General features: G+C 64.7%; 17 protein-coding genes and 1 other RNA gene. 11 read left to right on the forward strand and 7 right to left on the reverse strand.

Features of this window, described 5'->3' with window-relative positions; genetic code table 11:
- Positions 1-46: 46 nt before the first annotated feature.
- Positions 47-145: signal recognition particle sRNA small type (gene ffs / locus NCS03_RS08375), an RNA gene on the reverse strand.
- 332 nt (positions 146-477) lie between these two features.
- Between ffs and trxA the strand changes: the two genes are divergently transcribed.
- The 10 genes from trxA to NCS03_RS08425 all read left to right on the forward strand — a co-directional run bounded on the left by trxA (position 478) and on the right by NCS03_RS08425 (position 16,817).
- Positions 478-804, forward strand: a complete 327-nt coding sequence (gene trxA / locus NCS03_RS08380; protein WP_008349330.1) for a thioredoxin TrxA — start codon at positions 478-480, stop codon at positions 802-804.
- A 258-nt stretch (positions 805-1,062) separates the two neighbouring features.
- Positions 1,063-2,328, forward strand: coding sequence for a transcription termination factor Rho (gene rho / locus NCS03_RS08385; protein WP_008349328.1), 1,266 nt, complete (start codon positions 1,063-1,065; stop codon positions 2,326-2,328).
- Positions 2,329-2,439: 111 nt separating this feature from the next.
- Positions 2,440-3,276, forward strand: coding sequence for a M90 family metallopeptidase (locus tag NCS03_RS08390; RefSeq protein ID WP_250480545.1), 837 nt, complete (start codon positions 2,440-2,442; stop codon positions 3,274-3,276).
- Between the two features lie 142 nt (positions 3,277-3,418).
- A complete protein-coding gene (locus tag NCS03_RS08395; protein WP_008349325.1) occupies positions 3,419-3,673 on the forward strand; it encodes a type B 50S ribosomal protein L31 in 255 nt (84 codons plus the stop codon).
- Between the two features lie 235 nt (positions 3,674-3,908).
- The gene (locus tag NCS03_RS08400) at positions 3,909-5,672 is read left to right on the forward strand and encodes an ArnT family glycosyltransferase (RefSeq protein WP_008349322.1); all 1,764 of its coding nucleotides are present in this window, start codon (positions 3,909-3,911) and stop codon (positions 5,670-5,672) included.
- Between the two features lie 40 nt (positions 5,673-5,712).
- The gene (locus NCS03_RS08405; RefSeq protein WP_250434835.1) at positions 5,713-7,074 is read left to right on the forward strand and encodes an MATE family efflux transporter; all 1,362 of its coding nucleotides are present in this window, start codon (positions 5,713-5,715) and stop codon (positions 7,072-7,074) included.
- A gap of 95 nt (positions 7,075-7,169) precedes the next feature.
- Positions 7,170-13,193 (forward strand): Ig-like domain-containing alpha-2-macroglobulin family protein, encoded by a 6,024-nt coding sequence (locus NCS03_RS08410; RefSeq protein WP_250529050.1) that lies wholly within the window; start codon positions 7,170-7,172, stop codon positions 13,191-13,193.
- Between the two features lie 4 nt (positions 13,194-13,197).
- A complete protein-coding gene (gene pbpC / locus NCS03_RS08415; protein WP_250529051.1) occupies positions 13,198-15,411 on the forward strand; it encodes a penicillin-binding protein 1C in 2,214 nt (737 codons plus the stop codon).
- Between the two features lie 206 nt (positions 15,412-15,617).
- The gene (locus NCS03_RS08420; protein ID WP_175982271.1) at positions 15,618-16,202 is read left to right on the forward strand and encodes a ComEA family DNA-binding protein; all 585 of its coding nucleotides are present in this window, start codon (positions 15,618-15,620) and stop codon (positions 16,200-16,202) included.
- Positions 16,203-16,355: 153 nt separating this feature from the next.
- Positions 16,356-16,817: a YidB family protein gene (locus NCS03_RS08425; protein WP_008349311.1), complete on the forward strand. Its 462-nt coding sequence runs from the start codon at positions 16,356-16,358 to the stop codon at positions 16,815-16,817.
- Between the two features lie 63 nt (positions 16,818-16,880).
- Here the strand turns inward: NCS03_RS08425 and NCS03_RS08430 are convergent, their stop codons facing one another.
- From NCS03_RS08430 to NCS03_RS08445, 4 genes are all read right to left on the reverse strand, one after another.
- The gene (locus NCS03_RS08430; RefSeq protein WP_250529052.1) at positions 16,881-18,227 is read right to left on the reverse strand and encodes a HipA domain-containing protein; all 1,347 of its coding nucleotides are present in this window, start codon (positions 18,225-18,227) and stop codon (positions 16,881-16,883) included.
- A complete protein-coding gene (locus NCS03_RS08435) occupies positions 18,217-18,534 on the reverse strand; it encodes a helix-turn-helix domain-containing protein (protein WP_008349308.1) in 318 nt (105 codons plus the stop codon). The genes NCS03_RS08430 and NCS03_RS08435 overlap by 11 nt, the downstream gene beginning before the upstream one ends.
- A gap of 210 nt (positions 18,535-18,744) precedes the next feature.
- Positions 18,745-21,342 (reverse strand): ATP-dependent chaperone ClpB, encoded by a 2,598-nt coding sequence (gene clpB, locus NCS03_RS08440; protein WP_008349306.1) that lies wholly within the window; start codon positions 21,340-21,342, stop codon positions 18,745-18,747.
- Between the two features lie 174 nt (positions 21,343-21,516).
- Positions 21,517-22,026 (reverse strand): Rrf2 family transcriptional regulator, encoded by a 510-nt coding sequence (locus NCS03_RS08445; RefSeq protein ID WP_250439840.1) that lies wholly within the window; start codon positions 22,024-22,026, stop codon positions 21,517-21,519.
- A gap of 291 nt (positions 22,027-22,317) precedes the next feature.
- Here NCS03_RS08445 and NCS03_RS08450 point away from each other — a divergent pair, with 291 nt between their 5' ends.
- A complete protein-coding gene (locus NCS03_RS08450) occupies positions 22,318-22,863 on the forward strand; it encodes a group III truncated hemoglobin (protein ID WP_034473178.1) in 546 nt (181 codons plus the stop codon).
- A 6-nt stretch (positions 22,864-22,869) separates the two neighbouring features.
- Here the strand turns inward: NCS03_RS08450 and moaE are convergent, their stop codons facing one another.
- Together moaE and moaD are read right to left on the reverse strand one after the other, a co-directional pair.
- Entirely contained in the window at positions 22,870-23,334 is a 465-nt protein-coding gene (gene moaE, locus NCS03_RS08455; RefSeq protein ID WP_008349299.1) for a molybdopterin synthase catalytic subunit MoaE, read from the reverse strand.
- Between the two features lies 1 nt (position 23,335).
- The gene (moaD, locus tag NCS03_RS08460) at positions 23,336-23,593 is read right to left on the reverse strand and encodes a molybdopterin converting factor subunit 1 (protein WP_008349297.1); all 258 of its coding nucleotides are present in this window, start codon (positions 23,591-23,593) and stop codon (positions 23,336-23,338) included.
- Position 23,594: the final 1 nt, after the last annotated feature.

The following is a 23,594-nucleotide window of genomic DNA, read 5'->3' on the forward strand; positions in this document are numbered from 1 at the left end:
ATAAGCCAGGAAAACCAGCAGGGAGACCTACGGAAGAAAAGCGGAAGGTGACGAGCCCGACCCTCGGCACTGGTGGAAAGCGGCTGTGGCTGCTTCGTTCCCGACCTGACCAGGTTGACCGCGCCACCATGCGAGGAGGCCCGTCACGTTGAATTGTACCACGGGGTCGGGCGCAGCCGGAAGGCGTCGGCGAAACGCACGCCCTTCCGAGCCCCTCTTGTGCTTCGTATTTTCGGCCTCAGATGCGCCCTATCAGCATCCGGCAACGGATAGCGAATTAGGCTAAGATGACACGTGAATTACTTGGAAGTGGTGCATTTCGCCCTTCCGCGGATCATTCGCCGCCGTTCGCGGTTCATTCTGGCGCACGGCGCGCGGGCCGAAGTCCGGCCCGTTGGTGACGAAAATTTTTTCGGTTTTGGTGTATCGTGGCGAGCATTCAAACGCGGGCCTCGATTCAATAGAGGTATTCAGACAATGAGCGAATCAATCAAGCACATCAGCGACGCTTCTTTCGAACAGGATGTCGTCAAGTCGGATAAACCTGTCCTGCTCGATTTCTGGGCTGAGTGGTGCGGTCCGTGCAAGATGATTGCCCCGATCCTCGACGAAGTCGCGAAGGATTACGGCGATCGCCTGCAGATCGCGAAGATCAACGTGGACGAACATCAGTCGACGCCCGTGAAGTTCGGCGTGCGCGGCATTCCCACGCTGATTCTCTTCAAGAACGGCGCAGTGGCCGCGCAGAAAGTCGGCGCATTGTCCAAGTCGCAACTGACCGCGTTCCTCGACAGCAACCTGTAACGGCATCACCGGCGAGCGGCGGCATCTCCCGTCGCTCGCGTCTGCATCGACGACACGCCAGGGCGTGGTGCCGATGCAGCCGATGTTGTCACGCGACAACATCGGCCGACAAGCCCCGCCCAAAGCCCACCCGAGGCCGCTGTGGCGTGTGCTATGCTAGAATCACAAGAGTTCAAGAAGTATTAAGTCTCGAGCGGTTCCGCTCACCTCTTCTCCCAAATCTTTCTGTCGCACCTCTCTCCCCGGCGGGAAATCCGTATGCATTTATCCGAGCTCAAGTCTCAGCACGTCTCCGCACTGATCGAGATGGCCAACGGCCTCGAAATCGAAAATGCGAACCGCCTGCGCAAGCAGGAATTGATGTTCGCGATTCTTAAAAAGCGCGCCAAGGGCGGCGACACGATTTTCGGCGACGGCACGCTCGAAGTGCTGCCCGACGGCTTCGGCTTTCTGCGCTCGCCCGAGACGTCGTATCTCGCGAGCACGGACGACATCTATATCAGCCCGTCGCAAATCCGCCGCTTCAATCTGCACACCGGCGACACGATCGAAGGCGAAGTCCGCACGCCGAAGGACGGCGAGCGCTATTTCGCGCTCGTGAAGGTGGACAAAGTCAACGGGCAGCCGCCCGAGGCCTCGAAACACAAGATCATGTTCGAGAACCTCACGCCGCTGCATCCGAACAAGCCGCTGCCGCTCGAACGCGAAATGCGCGGCGAGGAAAACGTCACGGGCCGGATCATCGACATGATCTCGCCGATCGGCAAGGGCCAGCGCGGCCTGCTCGTCGCATCGCCGAAGTCGGGTAAAACCGTGATGCTGCAGCACATCGCGCATGCGGTGAAGGCGAATCATCCGGACGTCATCCTGTTCGTGCTGCTCATCGACGAACGCCCGGAAGAAGTCACTGAAATGCAGCGCTCGGTGCGCGGCGAAGTCATCGCATCGACATTCGACGAACCGGCCGCGCGTCACGTTCAAGTGGCCGAAATGGTCATCGAGAAGGCGAAGCGTCTCGTCGAAATGAAGCATGACGTCGTGATTCTGCTCGACTCGATCACGCGTCTCGCGCGCGCCTACAACACGGTCGTGCCGGCATCGGGCAAGGTGCTGACGGGCGGTGTCGACGCCAACGCGCTGCAGCGTCCGAAGCGTTTCTTCGGCGCCGCGCGCAACATCGAGGAAGGCGGCTCGCTCACGATCATCGGCACGGCGCTCATCGAAACCGGCAGCCGCATGGACGACGTGATCTACGAAGAGTTCAAGGGCACCGGTAACATGGAAGTGCACCTCGAGCGCCGCCTCGCGGAAAAGCGCGTCTATCCGTCGATCAATCTGAACAAGTCGGGCACGCGTCGCGAAGAATTGCTCATCAAGCCCGATCTGCTGCAGAAGGTTTGGGTGCTGCGCAAGTTCATTCACGACATGGACGAAGTCGAAGCGATGGAATTCCTGCTCGACAAGATCCGTCAGACGAAGAACAACGCCGAGTTCTTCGACATGATGCGCCGCGGCGGAGGCTGATCCCCGTCCCGCTTCGCTGCTTCGGAACAGAAAACCGCCTGCATCGTCAGGCGGTTTTTTATTGGGGCCGTGCGTACAATCCGCAACTAGTCCAGTCTTCCGATTCAACGCATGGCCAACCTCTTCTCCCGCTGGTTCGGCGCGCAACGCCGCGAGCGCGCGCTGCGCAAATACGCGATCGACGACGCGCTCTGGCAACGCACGCTCGACACGTATCCGTGCTTCGGACATCTGGACGCCAGCGACCTCGCGCGTCTGCGCGACACCGCGAGCCTTTTCATCGCGCAGAAGGAATTCTCGACGGCGCACGATCTCGAACTGACGGATCAGATGATCGTATCGATCGCCGCGCAGGCCTGTCTGCCGGTGCTCAATCTCGATCTCGATTTATATCGCGGCTGGGTCGGTGTGATCGTGTATCCGGGCGAGTTCATCATCCGCAAAACCGTGGAGGACGAAGACGGCGTGGTGCACGAAGTCGAGCACGATGCGAGCGGCGAAGCGTGGGAAGGCGGCCCGGTCGTCCTGTCGTGGGAAGACGCGCAGATGGCCGACGGATCGGACGCCTACAACGTCGTCATCCACGAATTCGCGCACAAGATCGACATGGTGACGGGCGAGGCCGACGGTCATCCGCCGCTTTACCGGCGCTGGCACGCGCCGCTCGATTCGACCGCGTGGTCCGACATTTTCGACAACGCCTATGACCAGTTCTGCGCACGCGTCGATGCCGTGCCGGAGCGCCGCTGGGCGCGGTTCGAACGCGACTCGCTGATCGATCCTTACGCGACCGATCATCCGTCGGAATTCTTCGCGGTGTGCAGCGAGGCGCTTTTCGTGACGCCGAAGCTGTTCGAAGCCGAATATCCCGAGCTTTACCGGCTGCTCGCGCGCTATTACCGGCAAGACCCGGCGGGCGTTGGGGCGCTCGTCGCGCCGGCTGCATGAGTTGCGCCGCGGCCTCCGAAAAAGATGTCAACCGACTGATTTTCTGGCATAATCGCCGTTTTTCGACCCTAGGCAAGTGACTCGCGCGGCACTAAAAAACGAGTGCAACGGGGTTGGCTACCGCCAGATACCAGGAAAGACCATGAAAGAAGGCATTCACCCGGATTACCGCGAAGTCCTGTTCGTCGACATGTCGAACGACTTCAAGTTCGTGACCCGCTCGACCATCCAGACGCGCGAAACCGCCGAATTCAACGGCAAGACCTACCCGCTCGCGAAAATCGAAGTGTCGTCGGAATCGCACCCGTTCTACACCGGTCAGCAAAAGATCATGGACACGGCGGGCCGCGTCGAGAAGTTCAACAACAAGTTCGCGCGCTTCTCCACCAAGAAGTAAGTCGGGCTTCGGCTTCAGCGAAAAGGGCAGCTTCGGCTGCCCTTTTTTGTCGCCGGCAGCTTGGCGCATGCCACCGCACCGCCCTTGCTGCATCCGGCATGCATTGTTGCGCGGGGTTACGGCGAGCTTCGATGAACCGCCCTTTACGCCGCCGCGCGACTACAATGCCGGTTGCTTTGGCCCCGTCGCGCATCCAGCGCGAATCAGCGGGCCGCTCTCCATCAAGCCTTCACGCATGCGATCTGTCGTTCGTCTGACCGCCTCCGCCACCAGCGCCCTGCCGCGCTGGCTTCTGCTCGCCATCTGCATCACCTATGCGTCGTTCGGACTGTTCGGCCGCGATCCGTGGAAGAACGAAGATGCGGGCGGCTTCGGCGTCATGTGGACGATGGCCAATGGCGACGCGCGCGACTGGCTGCTGCCTAACCTGGTCGGCAAGGCGCCGACCGCCGACGGCCCGCTCATGTACTGGCTCGGCGCATCGGCGATTCGGCTTTTGAGTCCGTGGGTCGATGCGAGCAACGCATCGCGCGTGGTCACGGGCCTGCTCTTCTGTCTCGCCTGCGCGTTCGTCTGGTATTCGGCCTATCTGCTCGGCCGGCGCGACGAGGCCCAGCCCTTCAAATATGCGTTCGGCGGCGAACCGGAGCCGCGCGACTACGGCCGCACGCTCGCCGATGGCGCGCTGCTGATTCTGCTCGCGTGCTTCGGACTCGCCGAGCGCGGCCACGAGACCACGCCGCAGCTTGCGCAGTTCGCCGGCACCGCGATGCTCCTCTACGGCCTCGTGCGCAGCCTCGACAAGCCGATCCACGGCGGTCTCGTGTGGGGCGCGGCGCTTGGCGTAGTCGGCCTGTCGAGCTCGCCGGTGCTCGTCTTCGCGCTGTTGCTCTGCACGCTCGCGATGACGATCGTCGTCAAACAAATCCGCTCCGCGCCGCTCCTGATCTTCGGGCTGCCGGTCGCGATCCTGCTGATCGGCGCATGGGTGCTGCCGACACTGCATTACTTCCCGGATGACGGCGAATGGTGGCTGCGCCAATGGTGGCGCAACAGCTTCTCGTTCTTCTCCGGCACGCCCGGTTCGATATTCGGCTACGCGATCAAGAACCTGCCGCTCTTCACGTGGCCCGCGTGGCCGCTCGCGGTGTGGGCGTTCGTCAGTTGGGGCGGGCTGCGCCGCTCGCCGCACGTCGGGGTGCCGCTGTCGATCATCGGGCCGCTGCTCGTGCTGGTCGTGCTGCAGGCGCACGAGACCAACCGGCTATTCATGCTGCTTCTGCCGCCGCTTTCGGTGCTCGCGACGTTCGCGCTGCCTACCCTCAAGCGCGGCGCGATCAACGCGATCGACTGGTTCGCGATGCTGAGTTTCACGATCATCGGCTCGCTGGTGTGGCTCGTGTGGACCGCCGGCATGTTCGGCTTCCCCTCGGCGATGGCCCGCAATCTCGCGCGTCTCGCTCCGGGTTTCCATCCCGAGTTCAAGCTGATTTCCTTTGTGTGCGCGGTGGCCGTGACCGTCTGCTGGTTCCTGCTCGCGCGCTGGCGGCTCGCCCGTCATCCGAAGGTGCTGTGGCGCAGCGTCGTGCTGTCGAGTGCGGGCACCACGCTCATGTGGGTCCTGCTCATGACGCTGTGGCTGCCGGTCGTGAACTACAGCCGGACGTATCGCGACGTGGCCGAGCAAATTGCCGATCATCTGCCGCCCGACTACACCTGCATCTCGCCCGTACGCCTCGGCGACGCGCAGATCGCCACCTTCGCGTATTTCGGCGGCATGCATTTCGCGTTCGATGAGGATTGCGATGTGATCCTGCGCCAGGATCCGGCCGATTACGGCGAGCCGTCGTCGATGTCGGCGTTCCAGTGGAAGCTCGTCTGGGAAGGCCGGCGCGTCGCCGACCGCGACGAGCGGTTCCGTCTCTACGTGCGCATCGAGCGTCCCGTGCCGCCGGCGAAGAAACCGCTGCGCCCGAAGAGCCTGCGCCGCGCGCAGTAATACGATGCGCGCGATACCGACTTCCGCGAGTACGACCGGCATGCTGAGCGATGTGCGCAAGATCGCCGCGCTCGCCTGGCCGGTGCTGATCGGCCAGCTCGCGGTGATCGCATTCGGCGTGATCGACACCGCGATGGTCGGCCGCTTCTCCGCCACCGATCTCGCCGCGCTCGGTCTCGGCGGTTCCGTTTATATCTCGGTGTATATCGGCCTGACGGGCATTCTCGTCGCACTGCAGCCGATCGCCGGCCAGCTCTTCGGCGCGGGCCGCGAAAGCGAAATCGGCGAAGAGACGCGTCAGGCGTTCTGGCTCGCCGCCGCGCTCGCCGTGATCGGCTTCGTGCTGCTGTTCCATCCCGAGCCGCTTCTGTCGCTCGCCAAGACGCCGCCCGCGCTGCACGACCGCACCGTCGACTATCTGCGCATTCTGTCGTTCGGCCTGCCCGCGAGCCTCGCGTTTCGCGTCTACAGCTCGCTCACGAACGCCGTCGGCAAGCCGCGCCTCGTGATGTTCCTGCAGGTCGGCGGCCTGCTGCTCAAGTTTCCACTCAACACGTGGTTCATCTTCGGCGGATTCGGCGTGCCGGCGCTGGGCGGTCCGGGTTGCGCGCTCGCGAGCACGCTCATCAACTGGGTGCTGGCGGCGGTCGGCATGACGGTGCTTCTCAAGGTCGAGTTCTTCCGCCCGTTCGCCATCTTCTCGCACTTCTGCTGGCCGGTCTGGCGGCGTCAGCTCGCGCTTCTGCGGCTCGGCATTCCGATGGGCCTCTCGTATCTGATCGAAGTCACGTCGTACACGTTCATGGCGCTCTTTATCTCGCGCTTCGGCACGACGACGCTCGCCGGTCATCAGATCGCGGGCAATCTCGGCGCGGTGCTGTACATGACGCCGCTCGCGATCGGCATCGCGTCGTCGACGCTCGTGTCGCAGGCGCTCGGCGCGCAACGCTACGACGACGCCCGCTCGATCTCGCGTCACGGCATCGGCATGGCGTGCGTGCTCGCGCTCGTGTACGGCGTGCTCCTGCTCGCGGCGCGTCCGCTCGTGATCGCTGCCTACACACCCGATGCGAACGTGATCGCGGCCGCGATGCCGCTCGTGCTCATCATCTTCTTCTATCACTTCTGCGATGCGCTGCAGATCACCACCGCGTTCATCCTGCGCGCATACAAGGTGACGCTCGTGCCGACCGTGATCTACGCGATCGCGCTATGGGGCATCGGGCTAGGCGGCGGTTATCTGCTCGGCTTCGATGTCGGCGGCGGCGTGCCCGAATGGCTGCAGGGCGCGCGCGGCTTCTGGATCGCGAATTCGGCGAGCCTCGGCGTCGCGGGCGTCGGCTTGTTCGTGTATTGGCGGCGCGTGAGTTCGCGGCATCTGCCGAACGTGAACGCAGATTGATCTTCCGTTAAAAAGCGTCGCCCGAGCGCAGCCGACGAAAGATCGACGTAAGGCTCCAGTAGAATCTCGCGTCGAGGAAAACTCGGAGCGAGTGGATGAGCCGCATAACAACGTCACAAAAAAAATGGATTCTGGCCGCAACCACGCTGATCGCCGCGTTGGGATCAAGCGCCGCGCTTCATCGGGCCGATGCCGCGCGCATCACGAGCGTGTCGCCGCAAGGCAAGGTCGCGCAAGTGCGGCAGGTCGTCGCCAAGTTCGACGAACCGATGACCGCCTTCGGCAATGCGGCCGCCGCCGCGCCCGGCAAGATCGCCTGTAGCGGCGCGGGCGCATCGGCTACCGCGGGCTCGGGCCGCTGGATCGACGCCAAGACCTGGGCCTTCGACTTCGAGCACGATCTGCCGCCCGGCGTGCGCTGCGCGCTCGATCTCTCGGACACCCTCAAATCCACGGCCGGCAACGCGCTTTCCGGCCCGCGCCACTTCGCGTTCCAGACGGGCGGACCGTTCGTCACACGCATCATGCCGGGCTACGGCGACATCGAAGAAAATCAGGCCTTCGTGCTGCGTCTGAACGGCCCGGCGACGCAGGCGTCCGTGCTGCAGCATGTCTGGTGCGAATCGAGCGCGCTCGGCAATCGCATTCCGGTCCGCGCCGTCGACGACGCCACGCGCGCCGCGCTGCTCAAACACTTCCGCCTGGAGAAAGAGAGCGATCGCGTACTGACGCTCGCGTGCCAGCAAACGTTGCCGTCCGCGACAAAAATGCAGCTGGTGTACGGCACGGGCGTGACGGGACCGAGCGGCATCGCCAATGACGTCGAGAAGCGCTTCAACTTCGACGTGCGCAAGCCCTTCACCGCAGGTTTCTCCTGCGAGCGCGAAAACGCCAACGCACCGTGCACGCCGCTGCGGCCGATGCGCCTCACGTTCTCCGCGCCGATCAGCCGCGCCGATGCGCAGAAGTTCGCACTGCGCGGTCCGAAAGGAAGCGCCGCGCCTCACTTCGATCCTAGCGACAAGGATGCGGAAGTGAGCGGCATCGAGTTCGCCGCGCCGCTGCCCGAGCGCGCCAGTCTCACCATCGAGGCGCCCGCGAATCTGAAAGACGTGAGCGGCCGCACGCTCGCCAACGCCGACCTTTTCCCGCTCAAGACCGCGACCGCCGCGATGCCGCCGCTCGCGAAATTCTCGTCGGGCACGTTCGGCATCATCGAGCGATTCGCGGAACCCGGCATGCCGGCGATGCTGCCGGTCACGCTGCGTCATGTCGAAGCGGACCTGCATGTGCAAGGGCTCCATTCGGGCACGTCGCAGATCACGAAGCTCAAGCTCGACGCCGACACGGACATCCGCGAGTGGATGCGCGCCGTCGACATGTTCGACGGCGTCTCGATGTCGCGCTCGTCCATCGAAAAGCTCATGCCCGCGATGCTGAACAACGGTATCGAGCCGGTCATCATCCCGAACAGCGACGGCTCGGTGTCGAACGATCCGCAAATCGACATTCGTTCGCTGTCGATGCTCGCGAAACAGCGCGGCGTCGAAACCCTCGCCTTGCCCGCCGCCGATCCGAAAGCGCTGCGTCCGTTCGAAGTCGTCGGCATTCCGCTGACAAAGCCGGGCTTCTATGTCGTCGAACTGAGTTCGCCGGCGCTCGGCGCATCGCTGCTCGACAAGAATCAGGCGATGTACGTGCGAACGTCGGTGCTCGTCACCAATCTCGGCGTGCATTTCAAAGAGGGACGCGAGAACAGCGTCGTCTGGGTCACGACGCTCGACAAGGGCAAGCCCGTCGCGAACGCCGACGTGCGCGTCACCGACTGCAACGGCGATGAAATCGCCACCGCGAAAACCGATGCGCAAGGCATCGCGAAAATCGGCAAGCCGCTCGCGTCCGTGCGCCGATGCAACGAGCGCAGTCTCGCGTGGGGCGGCTTTTTCGTGTCCGCGCGCGTGAACGATCCCGTGAGCGGTCCGGACATGGCGTTCGTGACATCGGACTGGGATCGCGGCATCGAATCGTGGCGCTTCAACGTGCCGACCGACATGAGCGCGGCGCGCACGACGCGCGCGCATACGGTGTTCGACCGCACGCTGCTGCGCGCGGGCGAAACCGTATCCATGAAGCACCTGCTGCGCGTGCAAACGCTCGGCGGCTTCGCGTTTCCGAAGAGCTATCCAACGCGCGTGACGATCCGGCACGTCGGCAGCGGACAGACGTGGCATTTGCCGCTCAAATGGGCCGCCGATCACAGCGCCGATTCGACCTTCGCCGTGCCCGCCGCCGCGAAGCTCGGCGAATACAGCGTGTCGCTCGACAACGGCACAGCTTCATCCGACGACGATAGCGGCAACGCCAACGACAACGACAACCCGGTGACGCAGTCGTACGGAGCCGGCAGCTTCCGCGTGGAGGAATTCCGCCTGCCGGTGTTCAAAGGCTCGATCACGGCCGGCGAGGCCAAAGCGTCCGGTCTCGTCGCGGCGCAGGAAGCGCCGGTCGCGGTGCGGCTCGAATACGTGCAGGGCGGACCGGCATCGAATCTGCCGGTGCAGGTTTCCGCGCTCGTGCGCGATGCCGCGCCGCCCTTCGCTTCGCAATACGAAGCGTTCACTTTCGCGCCTTACCGCAAGCCGACGGACGACGGCGCGAGCGCGCCGGCCGAAGACGAAGACGAAGACAGCGAGCAGGAAGACCACGCGACGACGAAGCTCGTCGCCGACAAGCTGCGCGTCACGCTCGATCGCGAAGGCGCCGGCAAGGTCACGATCAAGCCGCTGCCGGCGCTCGAATCGCCGAAGCGTCTCACGCTCGAAGCGAGCTTCGCCGATCCGAACGGCGAGATTCAGACGATCAGCGGCGGCACGACGCTGTGGCCCGCCGACGTCGCGGTCGGCGTGAAAGCGGGACATTGGGTATCGGTCGGCGGCGCGCTGCCGGTGCAGGCGATCGCGCTAGATCTGCAGGGCAAGCCGCGCGCGGGCGTGTCGGTGGAGATCAAGGCCGTCGCTCGCGTGATGTCGAGCTCGAGAAAGCGCATGGTCGGCGGCTTCTACGCTTACGACAACCACACGGAAATCAAGGATCTCGGCACGCTGTGCAGCGGCAAGAGCGACGATCACGGCATCGTCTCGTGCGATGCGAAGCTGAAGGATGCCGGCAACGTCGATGTCATCGCGATCGCGAAAGACGGCGACGGCCGCGCGGCCAACGCGAGTACGTCCGTGTGGGTCACGCGCGCGGACGAGCTGTGGTTCGGCGGCGAGAACACCGACCGCATCGACGTGCTGCCGGAAAAGACGAGTTACGAGCCCGGCGAAACCGCGCGCTTCCAGGTCCGCATGCCGTTCCGCTCCGCGACGGCGCTCGTCGCCGTCGAGCGCGAGGGCATCGTCGAGACGCGAGTCGTCGAACTGAACGGCACCGATCCGAGCGTCGAGCTGAAAATCGAAGAGTCGTGGGCGCCGAACGTGTACGTGTCGGTGCTCGCGTTGCGCGGACGCATCCGCGAAGTGCCGTGGTATTCCTTCTTCACTTGGGGATGGAAGGCGCCGGTCGAATGGGCGCGCGCGTTCTGGTACGAAGGCCGTCAGTATCAGGCGCCGACGCCGCTCGTCGATTTGAGCAAGCCCGCGTTCCGCTACGGGCTGGCGTCGATCAAGGTCGGCACGGCGGCGCACAGGCTCGCGGTCAGCGTGAGTCCGGATGCGAAGTCGTACACCGTGCGAGGCAAGGCGCACGTCAAGGTGAAAGTCGCGCTGCCCGATGGCAAGCCCGCGCCCGCGGGCACGCAGATCGCCGTCGCGGCCGTCGATGAAGCCTTGCTCGAACTGATGCCGAATCGAAGCTGGGACGTGCTCGACGCGATGCTCGAACGGCGCGCGTACGGCGTCCAGACGGCGACCGCGCAGATGGAGATCGTCGGGCGGCGGCACTTCGGGCGCAAGGCGGTGCCTGCGGGCGGCGGCGGCGGACACAGCGCGACGCGCGAACTGTTCGACACGCTGCTGCTGTGGAATCCGCGCGTCACGCTCGATGCCAAAGGCGAAGCGACCATCGACGTTCCGCTGAACGACGCGCTCACGCGCTTTCGCATCGTCGCGGTGGCGGCGGTCGGCGCGGGACAGTTCGGCACCGGCAGCGCATCGATTCAGAGCACGCAGGACTTGCAACTGATATCGGGATTGCCGCCGCTCGTGCGTGTCGGCGATTCGTTCCGCGCGCAGTTCACGCTGCGCAACACGACCGCGCGGACGATGCGCGTCGTCATCACGCCGCATGCCGGCGCGCTGGCGCTCGATGCGCGCACGGTCGAGCTTGCGCCGGAATCGTCGCAGGAAGTCGCGTGGGAGGTCACGACGCCCGATGTGCTCGGCGCGAATTCATCCGCAGCGTTGGAATGGAACGTGACCGCGTCCGAACAGGCCGGACCCAGGGCGAGCGATGCCGTCAAACTGACGCAGAAAGTCGTCGCGGCGATTCCCGTCAATGTCCAGCAGGCGACCCTCGCGCAAGTCGACGGCACGCTCACGCTGCCCGTCGCGCCGCCCGCCGATGCAATCAAGTCGAGCGACGGCGCCGTGCGCGGCGGCATCGCGGTGTCGTTGCAATCGAAGCTCGCCGAAGGACTGCCCGGCGTGCGTCGCTGGTTCGAGCGCTATCCGTACAGTTGCCTCGAACAGCAGACTTCGCGCGCGCTCGGCCTGATGGACGCAGCGCTTTGGCAAGGCGTGCTCGCGCGGATGCCGTCGTATCTCGATCGCGACGGCCTCGCGAACTACTTCCCGCCCGCCGACGACGAGCGCCCGACCGGCAGCCCCGCCCTCACGGCCTATCTGCTCGCCGTCACCGATGAAGCCGCGAAACAGGATCGCCGTTTCGCGCTGCCCGACGATCTGCGCAATCAGATGGCGGCGGGCCTCGCGAATTTCGTCGACGGCAAGCTCGAGCGCAAGTTCTGGGCGCCGCGCAACGATCTCGACGATAGGAAGCTCGCCGCGATCGAAGCGCTCTCGCGCTATGGCCTTGCACAGCCGCGCATGCTCGGCTCGATCACGGTCGCGCCGGATCAGTGGCCGACATCCGCGGTGCTGGACTACTACGCAATCCTGTCGCGCGTCGACGGCATTCCGAATCGCGACGAGAAGCGTGCGCAGGCGGAGCAGATCATTCGCGCGCGTCTGACGTATCAGGGCACGCGACTCACGTTCTCGACCGAGCGCGACGACGATCTCTGGTGGCTCATGACCGGCACGGAAACCAACGCCGCGCGCACCGCGCTCATCTTCGCGGATGCGCCCGGCTGGAAGGACGAAATGCCGCGCGTCGTCGCGGGCCTGCTCGCGTTGCAGAAGCACGGCGCGTGGCAAACGACGACCGCCAATCTGTGGGGCGCGCTCGCCGTCGGCCGATTCTCGCAACTCTTCGAGAGCACGCCGGTGACGGGTCACGCGTCGATCCAGCTGGGCGCATCGGCGCAAAGCGTGAATTGGAGCGCCGCTGTCATGTCCACGCCCGCGCCCGCCTCGGCCACGCCCGCGACGAAGAACGCGAACGCGCGCAGCGTGATGCTGCCGTGGAGCAGCGGTTCGCTCACGCTCTCGCAGGACGGCACGGGCAAGCCGTGGGCGACGATCGAAAGTCTCGCGGCTGTCGCGTTGAAGGCGCCGTTCGCGGCGGGCTATCGCATCGCGAAAACTGTCACGCCGATCGATCCCGCCGTGAAAGGCGTGCTGTCGCGCGGCGATATCGTCCGCGTGCATCTCGACATCGACGCGCAAAGCGACATGACGTGGGTCGTCGTCAACGATCCGATTCCCGCGGGCGCGACGATCCTCGGCTCCGGTCTCGGACGCGATTCCGCTGCGGCGACCGAAGGCGAGAAGCGGGATGACGGCGCGTGGCCCGCGTTCGTCGAGCGTGGCTTCGATGGTTATCGCGCGTATTACGACTATCTGCCGAAGGGCAAGCTGAGCGTCGAATACACGATCCGCCTGAACAATCCGGGCACGTTCGGCCTGCCGCCGACGCGCGTCGAAGCGCTCTACGCGCCGTCGGCGTTCGGCGCGCTGCCGAATGCGCCGGTGGTCGTCAAGCCGCTCGCCGCGAAGTGATCCGATGAAACGCGCCGCCTGCCTTCTGATCGCATGCGCGCTATCGATGCCGGTGCAGGCGCAGCCGGGCTTCGACGAAGTGCGCGCGAACTGGCGCAGCTCCGACTGGGTGCTGCTCTCGCGCGACGGCGAGCCGCTCGCGCGCACGCGCGTCGACAAGAGCGCGCGGCGCGGCGACTGGATCGCGTTGTCCGACGTGTCGCCCGCCTTGCGCGAAGCGATCGTCGTATCGGAGGACAGGCGTTTCTACGAGCACGCGGGCGTCGACTGGCGCGGCGCCGCGGCAGCCGCGTGGGGCAATTTGTGGAACACGCGTACGCGCGGTGCATCGACGGTGACGATGCAACTCACCGGTCTCATCGACGATGACGGCAAGCGCGCCGGCCGCCGTTCGATCGGCGAAAAGGCCGGGCAGACAATCGGCGCGCTGTGGCTCGAACGCACCTGGCGCAAGGATCAGATTCTCGAGGCGTATCTGAATCTCGTGCCGTTTCGCGGCGAGATCGTCGGGTTGTCGGCGCTATCGCAGACGCTGTTCGGCAAGGCCCCTTCCGGTCTCGACGAACGCGAGTCGGCGCTCGCCGCCGCGCTGGTGCGCGCGCCGAACGCGCCCTTTGCGAAGGTCGCCGCGCGCGCGTGCGTGATTCTGCGCGACATGCAGACGCTGCACGGCGTCGCGCTGAGCGTCGATCCGTGCATCAATCTCGACAGCTACGTGCAGCTCACGTTGACCCGCACCGCGTCCGCGCCCGCCTTCGCTCAGGGCGACGACGCACTCGCGCCGCATCTCGCGCGACGCATCGCGGGCGAAGTGCATCCGAAGGCCGGCGCGCGCGTGCGCTCCACGCTCGACGCGCGCCTGCAACGCTTCGCCCGCGATACGCTCGCCCGCACGCTCGCCGAACTGAACGCGCGCGCGCATCCGCGCAATGTGCACGACGCGGCGGCCATCGTGATCGACAATCGTTCGGGGGACGTGCTCGCGTGGGTCGGCTCGGCGGGCGGCCTGTCGAACGCGCCGGAAGTCGACGCCGTACTCGCGGCACGTCAGGCCGGCTCGACGCTCAAGCCCTTTCTGTATGCGCAGGCGATCGACGAAAAGCGCGTCACCGCCGCCACGCTGCTCGACGACGCGCCGCTCGATCTCGCGACCGGCGGCGGCCTCTACATTCCGCAAAACTACGATCACGACTTCAAGGGCTGGGTAAGCGTGCGAACCGCGCTCGGCTCGTCGCTCAACGTGCCGGCGGTGCGTACGCTCGTGATGGTCACGCCGCATCGCTTCGCGAAGACGCTCGTCGCGCTCGGGCTGCCTTTGTCGCAAGCAGGCGATTACTATGGCTTTTCCCTCGCGCTCGGCAGCGCGGACGTGACGCTGGCGACGCTCGCCAACGCGTATCGCACGCTCGCGAACGGCGGCGTCGCACAGCCCTTCTTCGATCTCGCGGACCATCGGCCGGCGCAGGCGGGCACGCGCGTCTTCAGCCCGGAAGCGAGCTTCATCGTCACCGACATCCTCGCGGACAACAACGCACGCACGCGCACGTTCGGCTTCGACAGCGTGCTCGCCACGCGCACCTTCAGCGCCGTGAAAACCGGCACCAGCAAGGACATGCGCGACAACTGGGCGATCGGTTTCACATCGCGCTACACCGTGGGCGTCTGGGTCGGCAATGCCGACGGCGCGCCGATGTGGGACGTTTCCGGCGTGACGGGCGCGGCGCCGGCGTGGAACGCGATCGTCAACTATCTGAACCGGCGATCGGATAGCCGCGCGCCGCAAGCGCCATCGGGCGTCGTGACGACGCGCGTCACGTATCAGAACGACATCGAACCGGCGCGCAGCGAGTGGTTCGTGCGCGGCACGCAGATGAGCGCCATCGGTCTCACGGCGAACGCGGCGCAGGCGGCACGCGGCGCGAACGCCGACGCGCGGGCCGCACGCATCGGCGCACCGACGGACGGCACGATCTTCGCGCTCGACCCTGACATTCCGCCGGCGCGTCAGCGCGTGTGGTTCACCCGCGTGGACGGCAGCGCGCGCCTCGCGTGGCGGCTCGACGGCAAACCCTACGGTCACGACGCCCGAGCGGCATGGCTGCCGTGGCCGGGCCGGCATGTGCTCGAACTGGTCGATGCAAAAGGCGAAGTCGTCGATAAAGTCGGCTTCGAGGTCCGCGGCGCTTTCGCGAAGACGTCCGCGCGCACATCGAAGTGATGCGCGCACGCCCGCTAAAACAGCGACGTCATCCGTGCAGCGTTTTGCAACGTTAAAGATTGTGCGCGGGCGCGGTGCGCGCGGCGGGGTCGTGCACAATGCGGGCGCCATCGTTCGGGACGGTTTTTTGCCCTATCCTTAACGGCATCTTCCCGATTGGCCCGAACTTATCGATTCATCCTTTCTCTCAAGCCTGGAGTGCCGTCATGCTGAAAAAGCTGCTGATGCTGTGCTTTGCGTTCGTGCTGTCGATGGGAGCGGCGTTCGCCGCGGTCGATGTCAATACCGCCGATCAAGCCGCGCTGGAATCGGTGAAGGGTCTGGGGCCGGTGAAGTCGAAGGCGATCATCGACGAGCGCACGAAGAACGGCCCCTTCAAGGACGCCGACGATCTCGCGACTCGCGTCAAGGGTCTCGGCGCCAAATCCGTGACGAATCTGGAACAGAATGGGCTGACGATCGGCGGCTCGTCGCTGCCGCCGACAGGCAAACCGTCGAAGCCCGCGACGCCGTCGACGCAAGGCGGCAGCGCCGCGCCGAACTCGACGGTCAAATCGTCGACCGCGGCCACCGGCGCGACCTCGCCCGCAGCCACGACGGCGCAGACGCCGGCCACGACGCCTGCCGCGCCTGCATCGGGAACGAAGGCGTCGAAAAAATCGAAAAAGGACAGCGCAGCGTCGGCAGCAGCGAGTGCGTCGAGCCCTTCCGCCGCGAGCGAAGCGAAGCCCGCAAAATCGAAACGCAGCAAGAAAGATAAGGCCGCCAGCGCCGCGGCTGCCAGTCAGTGATTCTTCGGGGAACCTTGTCGAAGGAAACTTGCCTTCGTATGACCATCGTCGAACGGCCGCTCGCGGCCGATGCCCGCGCCGCCGCGACCGGTTCCGAGCCGAATGCGGCGGCACAGGCGAACCCACCCCGCAACCTCTCGTAGTGAGACCGTCATGAGCCTACTCGATATCCTCGCCTCCACCCTCGGCAATTCGTCGCAACAACCGGGCGGCCAACCGGCTCAGTCCGGCCAGGCCGCGCTGATCGCCGCGGCGCTCGCTTTCGTCAACAGCCAGCCCGGCGGCCTCATGGGCCTGATCCAGCGCTTCCAGCAACACGGCGCGGGCGACGTGGTCCAGTCGTGGATCGGCACGGGCGAGAACAAGCCCATCAGCCCGGACACGCTCACGAACGTGCTCGGGCAGGACAACGTCGGCGCGCTCGCGCAGAAAGCAGGCGTCTCGGGCGACCAACTGTCCGGCATGCTCGCGGCGGTGCTGCCGCATATCGTCGATCGCGCAACGCCGAACGGTGAGGTGCCGCCCGAAGGCCAGCTCGATCTGACCGGCGTTCTGGGCTCGCTTGGCGGCCTCGCAGGTCTTTTCGGCAAGAGCGAAGAGCCCAAGCAAGGCTGAACGCGCTTTCACGCATTGAATCGAAAGCCCCGCCGGCGTTGAACCGAGCGGGGCTTTTGTGTTTCAGGCGGCTGCAAGCTTGCGTGTCATGTCCTCGATGATCGTGTAGCGGATCACACGCAGACACATCAGCTCGCCGCCGAGCGTCGCAGCGAGTCCCGGCCGCTCGGCGAGCAACGCCGCGTTTTTCTCTTCGACGCGCGCGTACAGATCGGCGGCCGCGCGCACGATCGAACCTGCGAGCGCATCCAGCAGCCGTTCGGCCGTCGTCCTGGCGATACCGAGCACTTCGCCCGCCCGCAGCATCAACGCGCGATCGAAGTCGTCGTAGTAGCGCGCGCCGAGGATGTCCCACGCGAACGATGCCCGCTTCGGCCATGCGTCCTTTTGATACGACGGCGTCGCGTATGCGGCTACGCTCAGCAGGTCGTAGAACGGCGCAAGCTGAATACCTTGGCGCGAGACGAGGAAACTCAGGTTTTTCAGATGCGCGTCCGAATTTCCCACCAGCACATTGAACACGAGCCACGAAAAGAGCCGCGTGCGTGCGGACGCCTGATTCCGGCAACGCGCGGCCAGTGTCGCGAGTTGCTCGACGCTGCCCTGCTCGTACTTGAACGTACGCGCGAGGTCGAGCAACTGGCAAGCGTCGATGCTATGCAGCCGGCGCCATTGTCCCGCCCGCGACTCGCGGTCGAAGCGATCCACGAGATACACGGGAGAAGGCACGTAGCGCCGATGCACGCCCGGAACGCCGAGGCGCAGCTTGTCGGCGAGCTTCATCACGAACCATTCGTTGATGACCGAGTGCGGATAGTCATCGGTGTCCTGATGATTCGGCTTGAGGATATGCGTCGACGGTGTGCGGCCTGCCGGCTCGAACAACGCGTCGTCGCGCAACACCACCGCCAGCTTGTGCTGCGCGCCGGCGAGCGACATGCGTTTGAGTGCGTCGTGCGTGAGCGGCAGGCGGGGCAACGCGTCGATCCGCGCCTGCAACGCTTCGTCGGGCAGCAAGCGCTCGGCGGGCGGTTGCTCGTCGCTTGCACCGGGTGGACGCAGCGTCACCGAACCCGCCGATTCGGCACCGTAGTGCGCGAGCAGCGCGAAGCCATCGGCTTCGTTGCGAATGGCCGCGTCGCGCGCGAGCAGCGTGCGTTGGCCTTCTTCCGGAAGGAGGTTGTCGAAGTACCACTGCACCGAGCGGCGGGTGCTGCCGTCGCGCAACGCGTTCGGTTGCAGCGGCAGCGCCGGACTCAGCGGATAACCGTCCACGCTGTCGCGCCACGCCGGCAGATAGGAGAAAGACCAGATGTCGTCGTCGGCGTTGAGCACGCCCACTTCGACGTCGTTGATGCTCGCGATCAGATTGCGGCGGCCTTCGAGCGTCGCGATGGTCTCAGGACTCATCCGCGTCCTCTCGTGCGCGACGACGTTTCTCGGCGCGCTCGACGCGGACGTAACGCTTGACCGCCTCTCCCGCGAAAAGCTCACCCGCTTCGTCCGGGATATCGACCGTCACGCGCACGCCCAAGCCTTCGAGCACTTGGAACAGCTTGCCCCAATGCACGCTCTCAGCGCCCTTTTCGACCTTGCCGAGAAAGCTCTCGCTGACGCCGATGCTGCCGGCCGCATCGTCCTGGCGAAGCCGTTGCGCTTTGCGCGCCGCACGCACCGCGACGCCGATTTCGCTCGCCGTTCGAATATCGATTTCCATAATTTGAATCCGTGCGATCGCAGGGATAAAACCGAATCATTATATGAGATCACGATAATCCATGCAATCGAATGGATTTTCATTCATCGCACGTGCTCCGCGCGGGAATCCGTGCAATCGCACAGATTATAGAAACAAAAAAGGCAACGAATCGCTCCGTTGCCTTTTTCGCCCGACGGCCGCCGCGCTACCGCTACGACCGAACCGCCCTCAATGCACCACGCGATCGAACACGAACTGGCCTTCCCGCACATCGACGGGAATGACGTCCTTCGGCCCGAACCGGCCCGCGAGAATCAGCTTGGCGACCGGATTCTCGATCTCCTGCTGGATCGCGCGCTTCAGCGGGCGCGCGCCGAACAGCGGGTCGTATCCGACCTTGCCGATCTGCGCGAGCGCCGCATCCGACACGTCGAGGTCCATATCGAGCTTGGCGAGCCGCTCGTGCAGACGCGCCAGCTGAATCTTCGCGATGGACTCGATGTTCGTGCGATCGAGCGCATGGAACACGACGACATCGTCGATACGGTTCAGGAATTCCGGCCGGAAGTGCAGCTTCACTTCTTCCCATACGGCGTCCTTCACCCTTTCCTGCGGCTCGCCGACCATGCCCTGAATGACCTGCGAGCCGAGGTTCGACGTCATCACGATCACCGTGTTCTTGAAGTCCACGGTGCGGCCTTGACCGTCCGTCATGCGCCCGTCGTCGAGCACTTGCAGCAGCACGTTGAACACGTCCGGATGCGCCTTCTCGATTTCATCGAGCAGAATCACGCTGTACGGCTTGCGGCGCACGGCCTCGGTCAAATAGCCGCCTTCCTCATAACCGACGTATCCCGGCGGCGCGCCGATCAGACGCGCGACGCTGTGCTTCTCCATGAACTCGCTCATGTCGATGCGGATCAGATGATCTTCCGAATCGAACAGGAACGCCGCGAGCGCCTTGCACAGTTCCGTCTTGCCGACGCCCGTCGGCCCGAGGAACAGGAACGAGCCATACGGACGATTCGGATCCGACAGACCCGCACGCGAGCGGCGAATCGCGTCAGCGACCGCGCCGATCGCCTCGTCCTGGCCGATCACGCGCTCATGCAGCTTCGCTTCGATCTGCAGCAGCTTCTCGCGCTCGCCCTGCATCATCCGCGAAACGGGAATGCCGGTGGAACGCGACACGACTTCCGCGATTTCCTCGGCGCCGACCTGCGTGCGCAGAAGACGCGGACGCGTCGGGTTGTTCTGCTCCTGCGATTCGGCCTGCGTCACCTGCTTCAGACGCGCTTCGAGTTCCGGCAGCTTGCCGTACTGCAACTCGGCGACCTTCTCCAGCTTGCCTTCGCGCTGCAGACGCGTGATATCCGCGCGCACTTTCTCGATTTCTTCCTTCAGTTGCGCGCTGCCCTGCACCGCCGCTTTCTCGGCAGTCCAGATTTCCTCGAGATCGGAATACTCGCGATTGAGCCGGTCGATTTCCTCTTCGATGAGTTGCAGACGCTTCTGCGACGCCTCGTCCTTCTCCTTCTTCACGGCCTCGCGCTCGATTTTCAGCTGAATGAGACGACGATCCAGCTTGTCCATCTCTTCGGGCTTCGAATCGATTTCCATCTTGATGCGCGACGCGGCTTCGTCGATCAGATCGATGGCCTTGTCGGGCAAAAAGCGGTCCGTGATATAGCGATGCGACAACTCCGCCGCCGCGACGATAGCCGGATCGGTGATCTCGACGCCGTGATGCAGTTCGTACTTCTCCTGCAAGCCGCGCAGAATCGCGATGGTCGCCTCGACCGACGGTTCATCGACGAGCACTTTCTGGAAACGCCGCTCGAGCGCCGCGTCCTTTTCGATGTACTTGCGGTATTCGTCGAGCGTCGTCGCGCCGATGCAATGCAGCTCGCCGCGCGAGAGCGCCGGCTTGAGCATGTTGCCGGCGTCCATCGCGCCTTCGGCCTTGCCCGCGCCGACCATCGTGTGAATCTCGTCGATGAAGACGATGGTTTGCCCTTCGTCCTTCGCGATGTCGTGCAGCACGGCCTTCAGGCGCTCCTCGAACTCGCCGCGATACTTCGCGCCCGCGAGCAGCGCGGCCATGTCGAGCGAGAGCACGCGCTTGCCCTTGAGCGTTTCCGGCACTTCACCATTGACGATGCGCTGCGCGAGTCCTTCGACGATCGCCGTCTTGCCGACGCCCGGCTCGCCGATCAGCACCGGATTGTTCTTCGTGCGGCGCTGGAGAATCTGGATCGAGCGGCGAATTTCATCGTCCCGGCCGATGACCGGATCGAGCTTGCCCGCACGGGCGCGTTCGGTCAGATCGACGGTGTATTTCTTGAGCGCCTCGCGCTGGCTTTCCGCGTCCTGGCTATTGACCTGCGCGCCGCCGCGCACGGCGTTGATCGCGGCTTCGAGCGCACGGCGCGTCAGGCCGTGCTGCTTCGCGAGACGGCCGGCTTCGCCACGGTCATCCGCGACGGCGATCAGGAACATCTCGCTCGCGATGTACGTGTCGTTGAGCTTCTGCGCTTCCTTGTCGGCGGCGTTGAGCAGGCCCGCGAGTTCGCGGCTGACTTGAACATTGCCGTCGGTGCCCTGGACTTGCGGCAGACGGTTGATCGCTTCGTTGAGCGCCGTTTGCAGCGCCTGAACCTGCACGCCCGCGTGCGACAGCAGCGAGCGCGCGGAGCCGTCCTGCTGCGCGATGAGCGCGGCCAGCAAATGCACCGGTTCGATGTACTGGTTGTCGCGCCCGACCGCGAGGCTCTGCGCGTCGGACAGCGCTTCCTGAAATTTGGTGGTGAGTTTGTCGATTCTCATTTTTTAAAAGCTCCGATTCTGAATACGACCAAAATGAGGCGCTTTTTGTCACTTTCAAGCATCGTTTGGGCCGGAAAGTGCTCTTTTTGCTCTTCGACAATGGCGGCAGCCAACCGCCCAGGCTCTGAATTGACCTACGGCGTCCGGGTTTCGTTCAACGCGTGCCGGCTGGAATCACGAAGGCGCGCGAAGCGCCCCGGGCGCACCCACCGCAATCGGCGCGATGCTGACGATGCCGAGCAGAGCCGCCAGATCGTTCGCGGGTTGAGCGAGCTCGCCGACCGTGTGCTTGTCGAGTTCGGCGAGAAAGGCGTCGCGCGCGGCTGCCAGCACGCCGCGCAACCGGCAGGCCGGCTGAATGACGCAGCGCGCGTGCGACGAGGCTTGCCGATCCGCCGGCTGATTCACGAGGCAGCCCACGAGCGCGAAATCGCTTTCGGTTCTGCGCACGATGTCGCCGATCGTGAGGTCGTTCGTCCGCGATGAAAGTCTCAGTCCGCCGTTGCGGCCGCGCACGGTCTCGACCCACCCGAGTTCGCCAAGCTGCTGGACGATTTTCATCAGATGGTTCTTCGAAATGCCATATGCATCCGAGATTTCCTGAATCGTCGAAAGGCCGGAAGGTCGAACCGAGAGATAGAGCAGGACGCGCAGCGAATAATCGGTGTAATCGGTGAGTCGCATGATCTCGCGCGGAGAAAGTGGATGCAAAAGCGCCTCGGGATTTCGACGAAACGCGCGTATCGTCAAGGAGTCCGCGTCAAGACGAGGGACGATGACACGAGCGGACGTGGCTGACTTACCATCGGCGCACCGCTCGCCCGCGTCGTACCAAAATGCACGGAATCCGTACAAGCGTGCTTTTCGTACGGCTTGAGACGCGCGTCGACGAATCGGCCGCATGGATGCGCCATTTTGCGGCATCTTTACATTCTTCGCCGGAAAATTATCTGATCCGCCTTCACTGTTTCAAAGATGACGAACACCGAACACCTTTCCGCCGATGCCCCGCGCGAACGCGCACCCAGCGAAGCCAATGTCCGCGCGCTGGTCGAAGCCTTCTATCGGCGCGTCGATGACGATGCGCTCCTCGGGCCGATCTTTTCGCGCGCGCTCGCCGGCCGCTGGGACGAGCATCTCGCCAAAATGACCACCTTCTGGTCGAGTCTCGTGCTCGGATCGAAGCAATATCGCGGCAACGTGCAGGAAGCGCATCGCCCGATCGACGATATCGAGCCGCAACACTTCGCGCGCTGGCTGTCGCTGTTTCTCAACACGGTCGAGTCGCGCTATGAGCCGGCTGCGGCCGTGCAGTTCATGGAACCCGCGCTGCGCATCGCGCAGAGCTTGCAGTTGAGCAAGTTCGGCTGGGACTACGAGATTCCCGTCGAGCAGCAGGAACTCCTCGCGGCGCTGAAGCGGCAGCGCACGGGCGGCGCGCCCGAGCCGCGCTTCCCCGAGCGTCCCGACGCCGAGCCGTTTCCCGCGAAGTTCATCGGCAAATCGGCCGACGAAAAATGACGCCGGTCAGGTCTGCCAGCGCGCGAGCGCCGTATCGTCGGACTCGCGCGCGTCGACCCAGCGTTCGCCCGCTTCGGTCTTCTCCTTCTTCCAGAACGGCGCCTGCGTCTTGAGATAGTCCATCACGAAGGCGCAGGATTCGAACGCCTCCGCGCGATGCATCGCCGTCGTCGCGACGAGCACGATCTGATCGAGCGGCTTGAGTTTGCCCACGCGATGCACGATCAGCACGTCCGAGCCGCGCCAGCGCTCGCGCGCCTGATCGGCGATCGTTTCGAGCGATTTTTCGGTCATGCCGGGGTAATGCTCGAGTTCCATCGTCTCGACGGCGCTGCCTTCGTTCAGATCGCGCACCGTGCCGACGAAACACGCGACCGCGCCCACTTTCGGATTGTCGGCGCGCAACGCGGCCACTTCCGCGCTGATGTCGAAATCGGCTTCCTGCACGCGGATTTTCGAACGCGTGTTCATCTCAGCCACCCGTCACAGGCGGAAAGAACGCCACTTCGCAACCCTCGGTGATGCGCTGTGACGGATTCGTCATCACGTGATTGCAGGCCATGCGCAATGCACGGCCTTCCGCGAGCGTCTCTTCCCACACGCCGCCGCGCATGCGCAGCCACGCGCGCACGTCGCCGACATTGACCACCGTGTCCGGCACGCTGACCGTCTCGTTCGCGACGCCCAGCGCCTCGCGCACGCTCGCAAAAAATCTCAAATCGATCTTCATT

The organism is Caballeronia sp. ATUFL_F1_KS4A, assembly GCF_023630905.1.
Lineage (GTDB): Bacteria > Pseudomonadota > Gammaproteobacteria > Burkholderiales > Burkholderiaceae > Caballeronia > Caballeronia zhejiangensis.

Excerpts from the sequence above, each read along its gene's own strand:
- NCS03_RS08425 (WP_008349311.1), top strand. The coding sequence starts at position 16,356 with ATGAGCCTACTCGATATCCTCGCCTCCACCCTCGGCAATTCGTCGCAA.
- clpB (WP_008349306.1), bottom strand. The coding sequence starts at position 21,342 with ATGAGAATCGACAAACTCACCACCAAATTTCAGGAAGCGCTGTCCGAC.
- NCS03_RS08450 (WP_034473178.1), top strand. The coding sequence starts at position 22,318 with ATGACGAACACCGAACACCTTTCCGCCGATGCCCCGCGCGAACGCGCA.
- NCS03_RS08395 (WP_008349325.1), top strand. The coding sequence starts at position 3,419 with ATGAAAGAAGGCATTCACCCGGATTACCGCGAAGTCCTGTTCGTCGAC.
- moaD (WP_008349297.1), bottom strand. The coding sequence starts at position 23,593 with ATGAAGATCGATTTGAGATTTTTTGCGAGCGTGCGCGAGGCGCTGGGC.
- trxA (WP_008349330.1), top strand. The coding sequence starts at position 478 with ATGAGCGAATCAATCAAGCACATCAGCGACGCTTCTTTCGAACAGGAT.
- NCS03_RS08445 (WP_250439840.1), bottom strand. The coding sequence starts at position 22,026 with ATGCGACTCACCGATTACACCGATTATTCGCTGCGCGTCCTGCTCTAT.
- NCS03_RS08405 (WP_250434835.1), top strand. The coding sequence starts at position 5,713 with ATGCTGAGCGATGTGCGCAAGATCGCCGCGCTCGCCTGGCCGGTGCTG.
- NCS03_RS08430 (WP_250529052.1), bottom strand. The coding sequence starts at position 18,227 with ATGAGTCCTGAGACCATCGCGACGCTCGAAGGCCGCCGCAATCTGATC.
- pbpC (WP_250529051.1), top strand. The coding sequence starts at position 13,198 with ATGAAACGCGCCGCCTGCCTTCTGATCGCATGCGCGCTATCGATGCCG.
- NCS03_RS08400 (WP_008349322.1), top strand. The coding sequence starts at position 3,909 with ATGCGATCTGTCGTTCGTCTGACCGCCTCCGCCACCAGCGCCCTGCCG.
- NCS03_RS08410 (WP_250529050.1), top strand. The coding sequence starts at position 7,170 with ATGAGCCGCATAACAACGTCACAAAAAAAATGGATTCTGGCCGCAACC.
- NCS03_RS08390 (WP_250480545.1), top strand. The coding sequence starts at position 2,440 with ATGGCCAACCTCTTCTCCCGCTGGTTCGGCGCGCAACGCCGCGAGCGC.
- NCS03_RS08435 (WP_008349308.1), bottom strand. The coding sequence starts at position 18,534 with ATGGAAATCGATATTCGAACGGCGAGCGAAATCGGCGTCGCGGTGCGT.
- rho (WP_008349328.1), top strand. The coding sequence starts at position 1,063 with ATGCATTTATCCGAGCTCAAGTCTCAGCACGTCTCCGCACTGATCGAG.
- NCS03_RS08420 (WP_175982271.1), top strand. The coding sequence starts at position 15,618 with ATGCTGAAAAAGCTGCTGATGCTGTGCTTTGCGTTCGTGCTGTCGATG.
- moaE (WP_008349299.1), bottom strand. The coding sequence starts at position 23,334 with ATGAACACGCGTTCGAAAATCCGCGTGCAGGAAGCCGATTTCGACATC.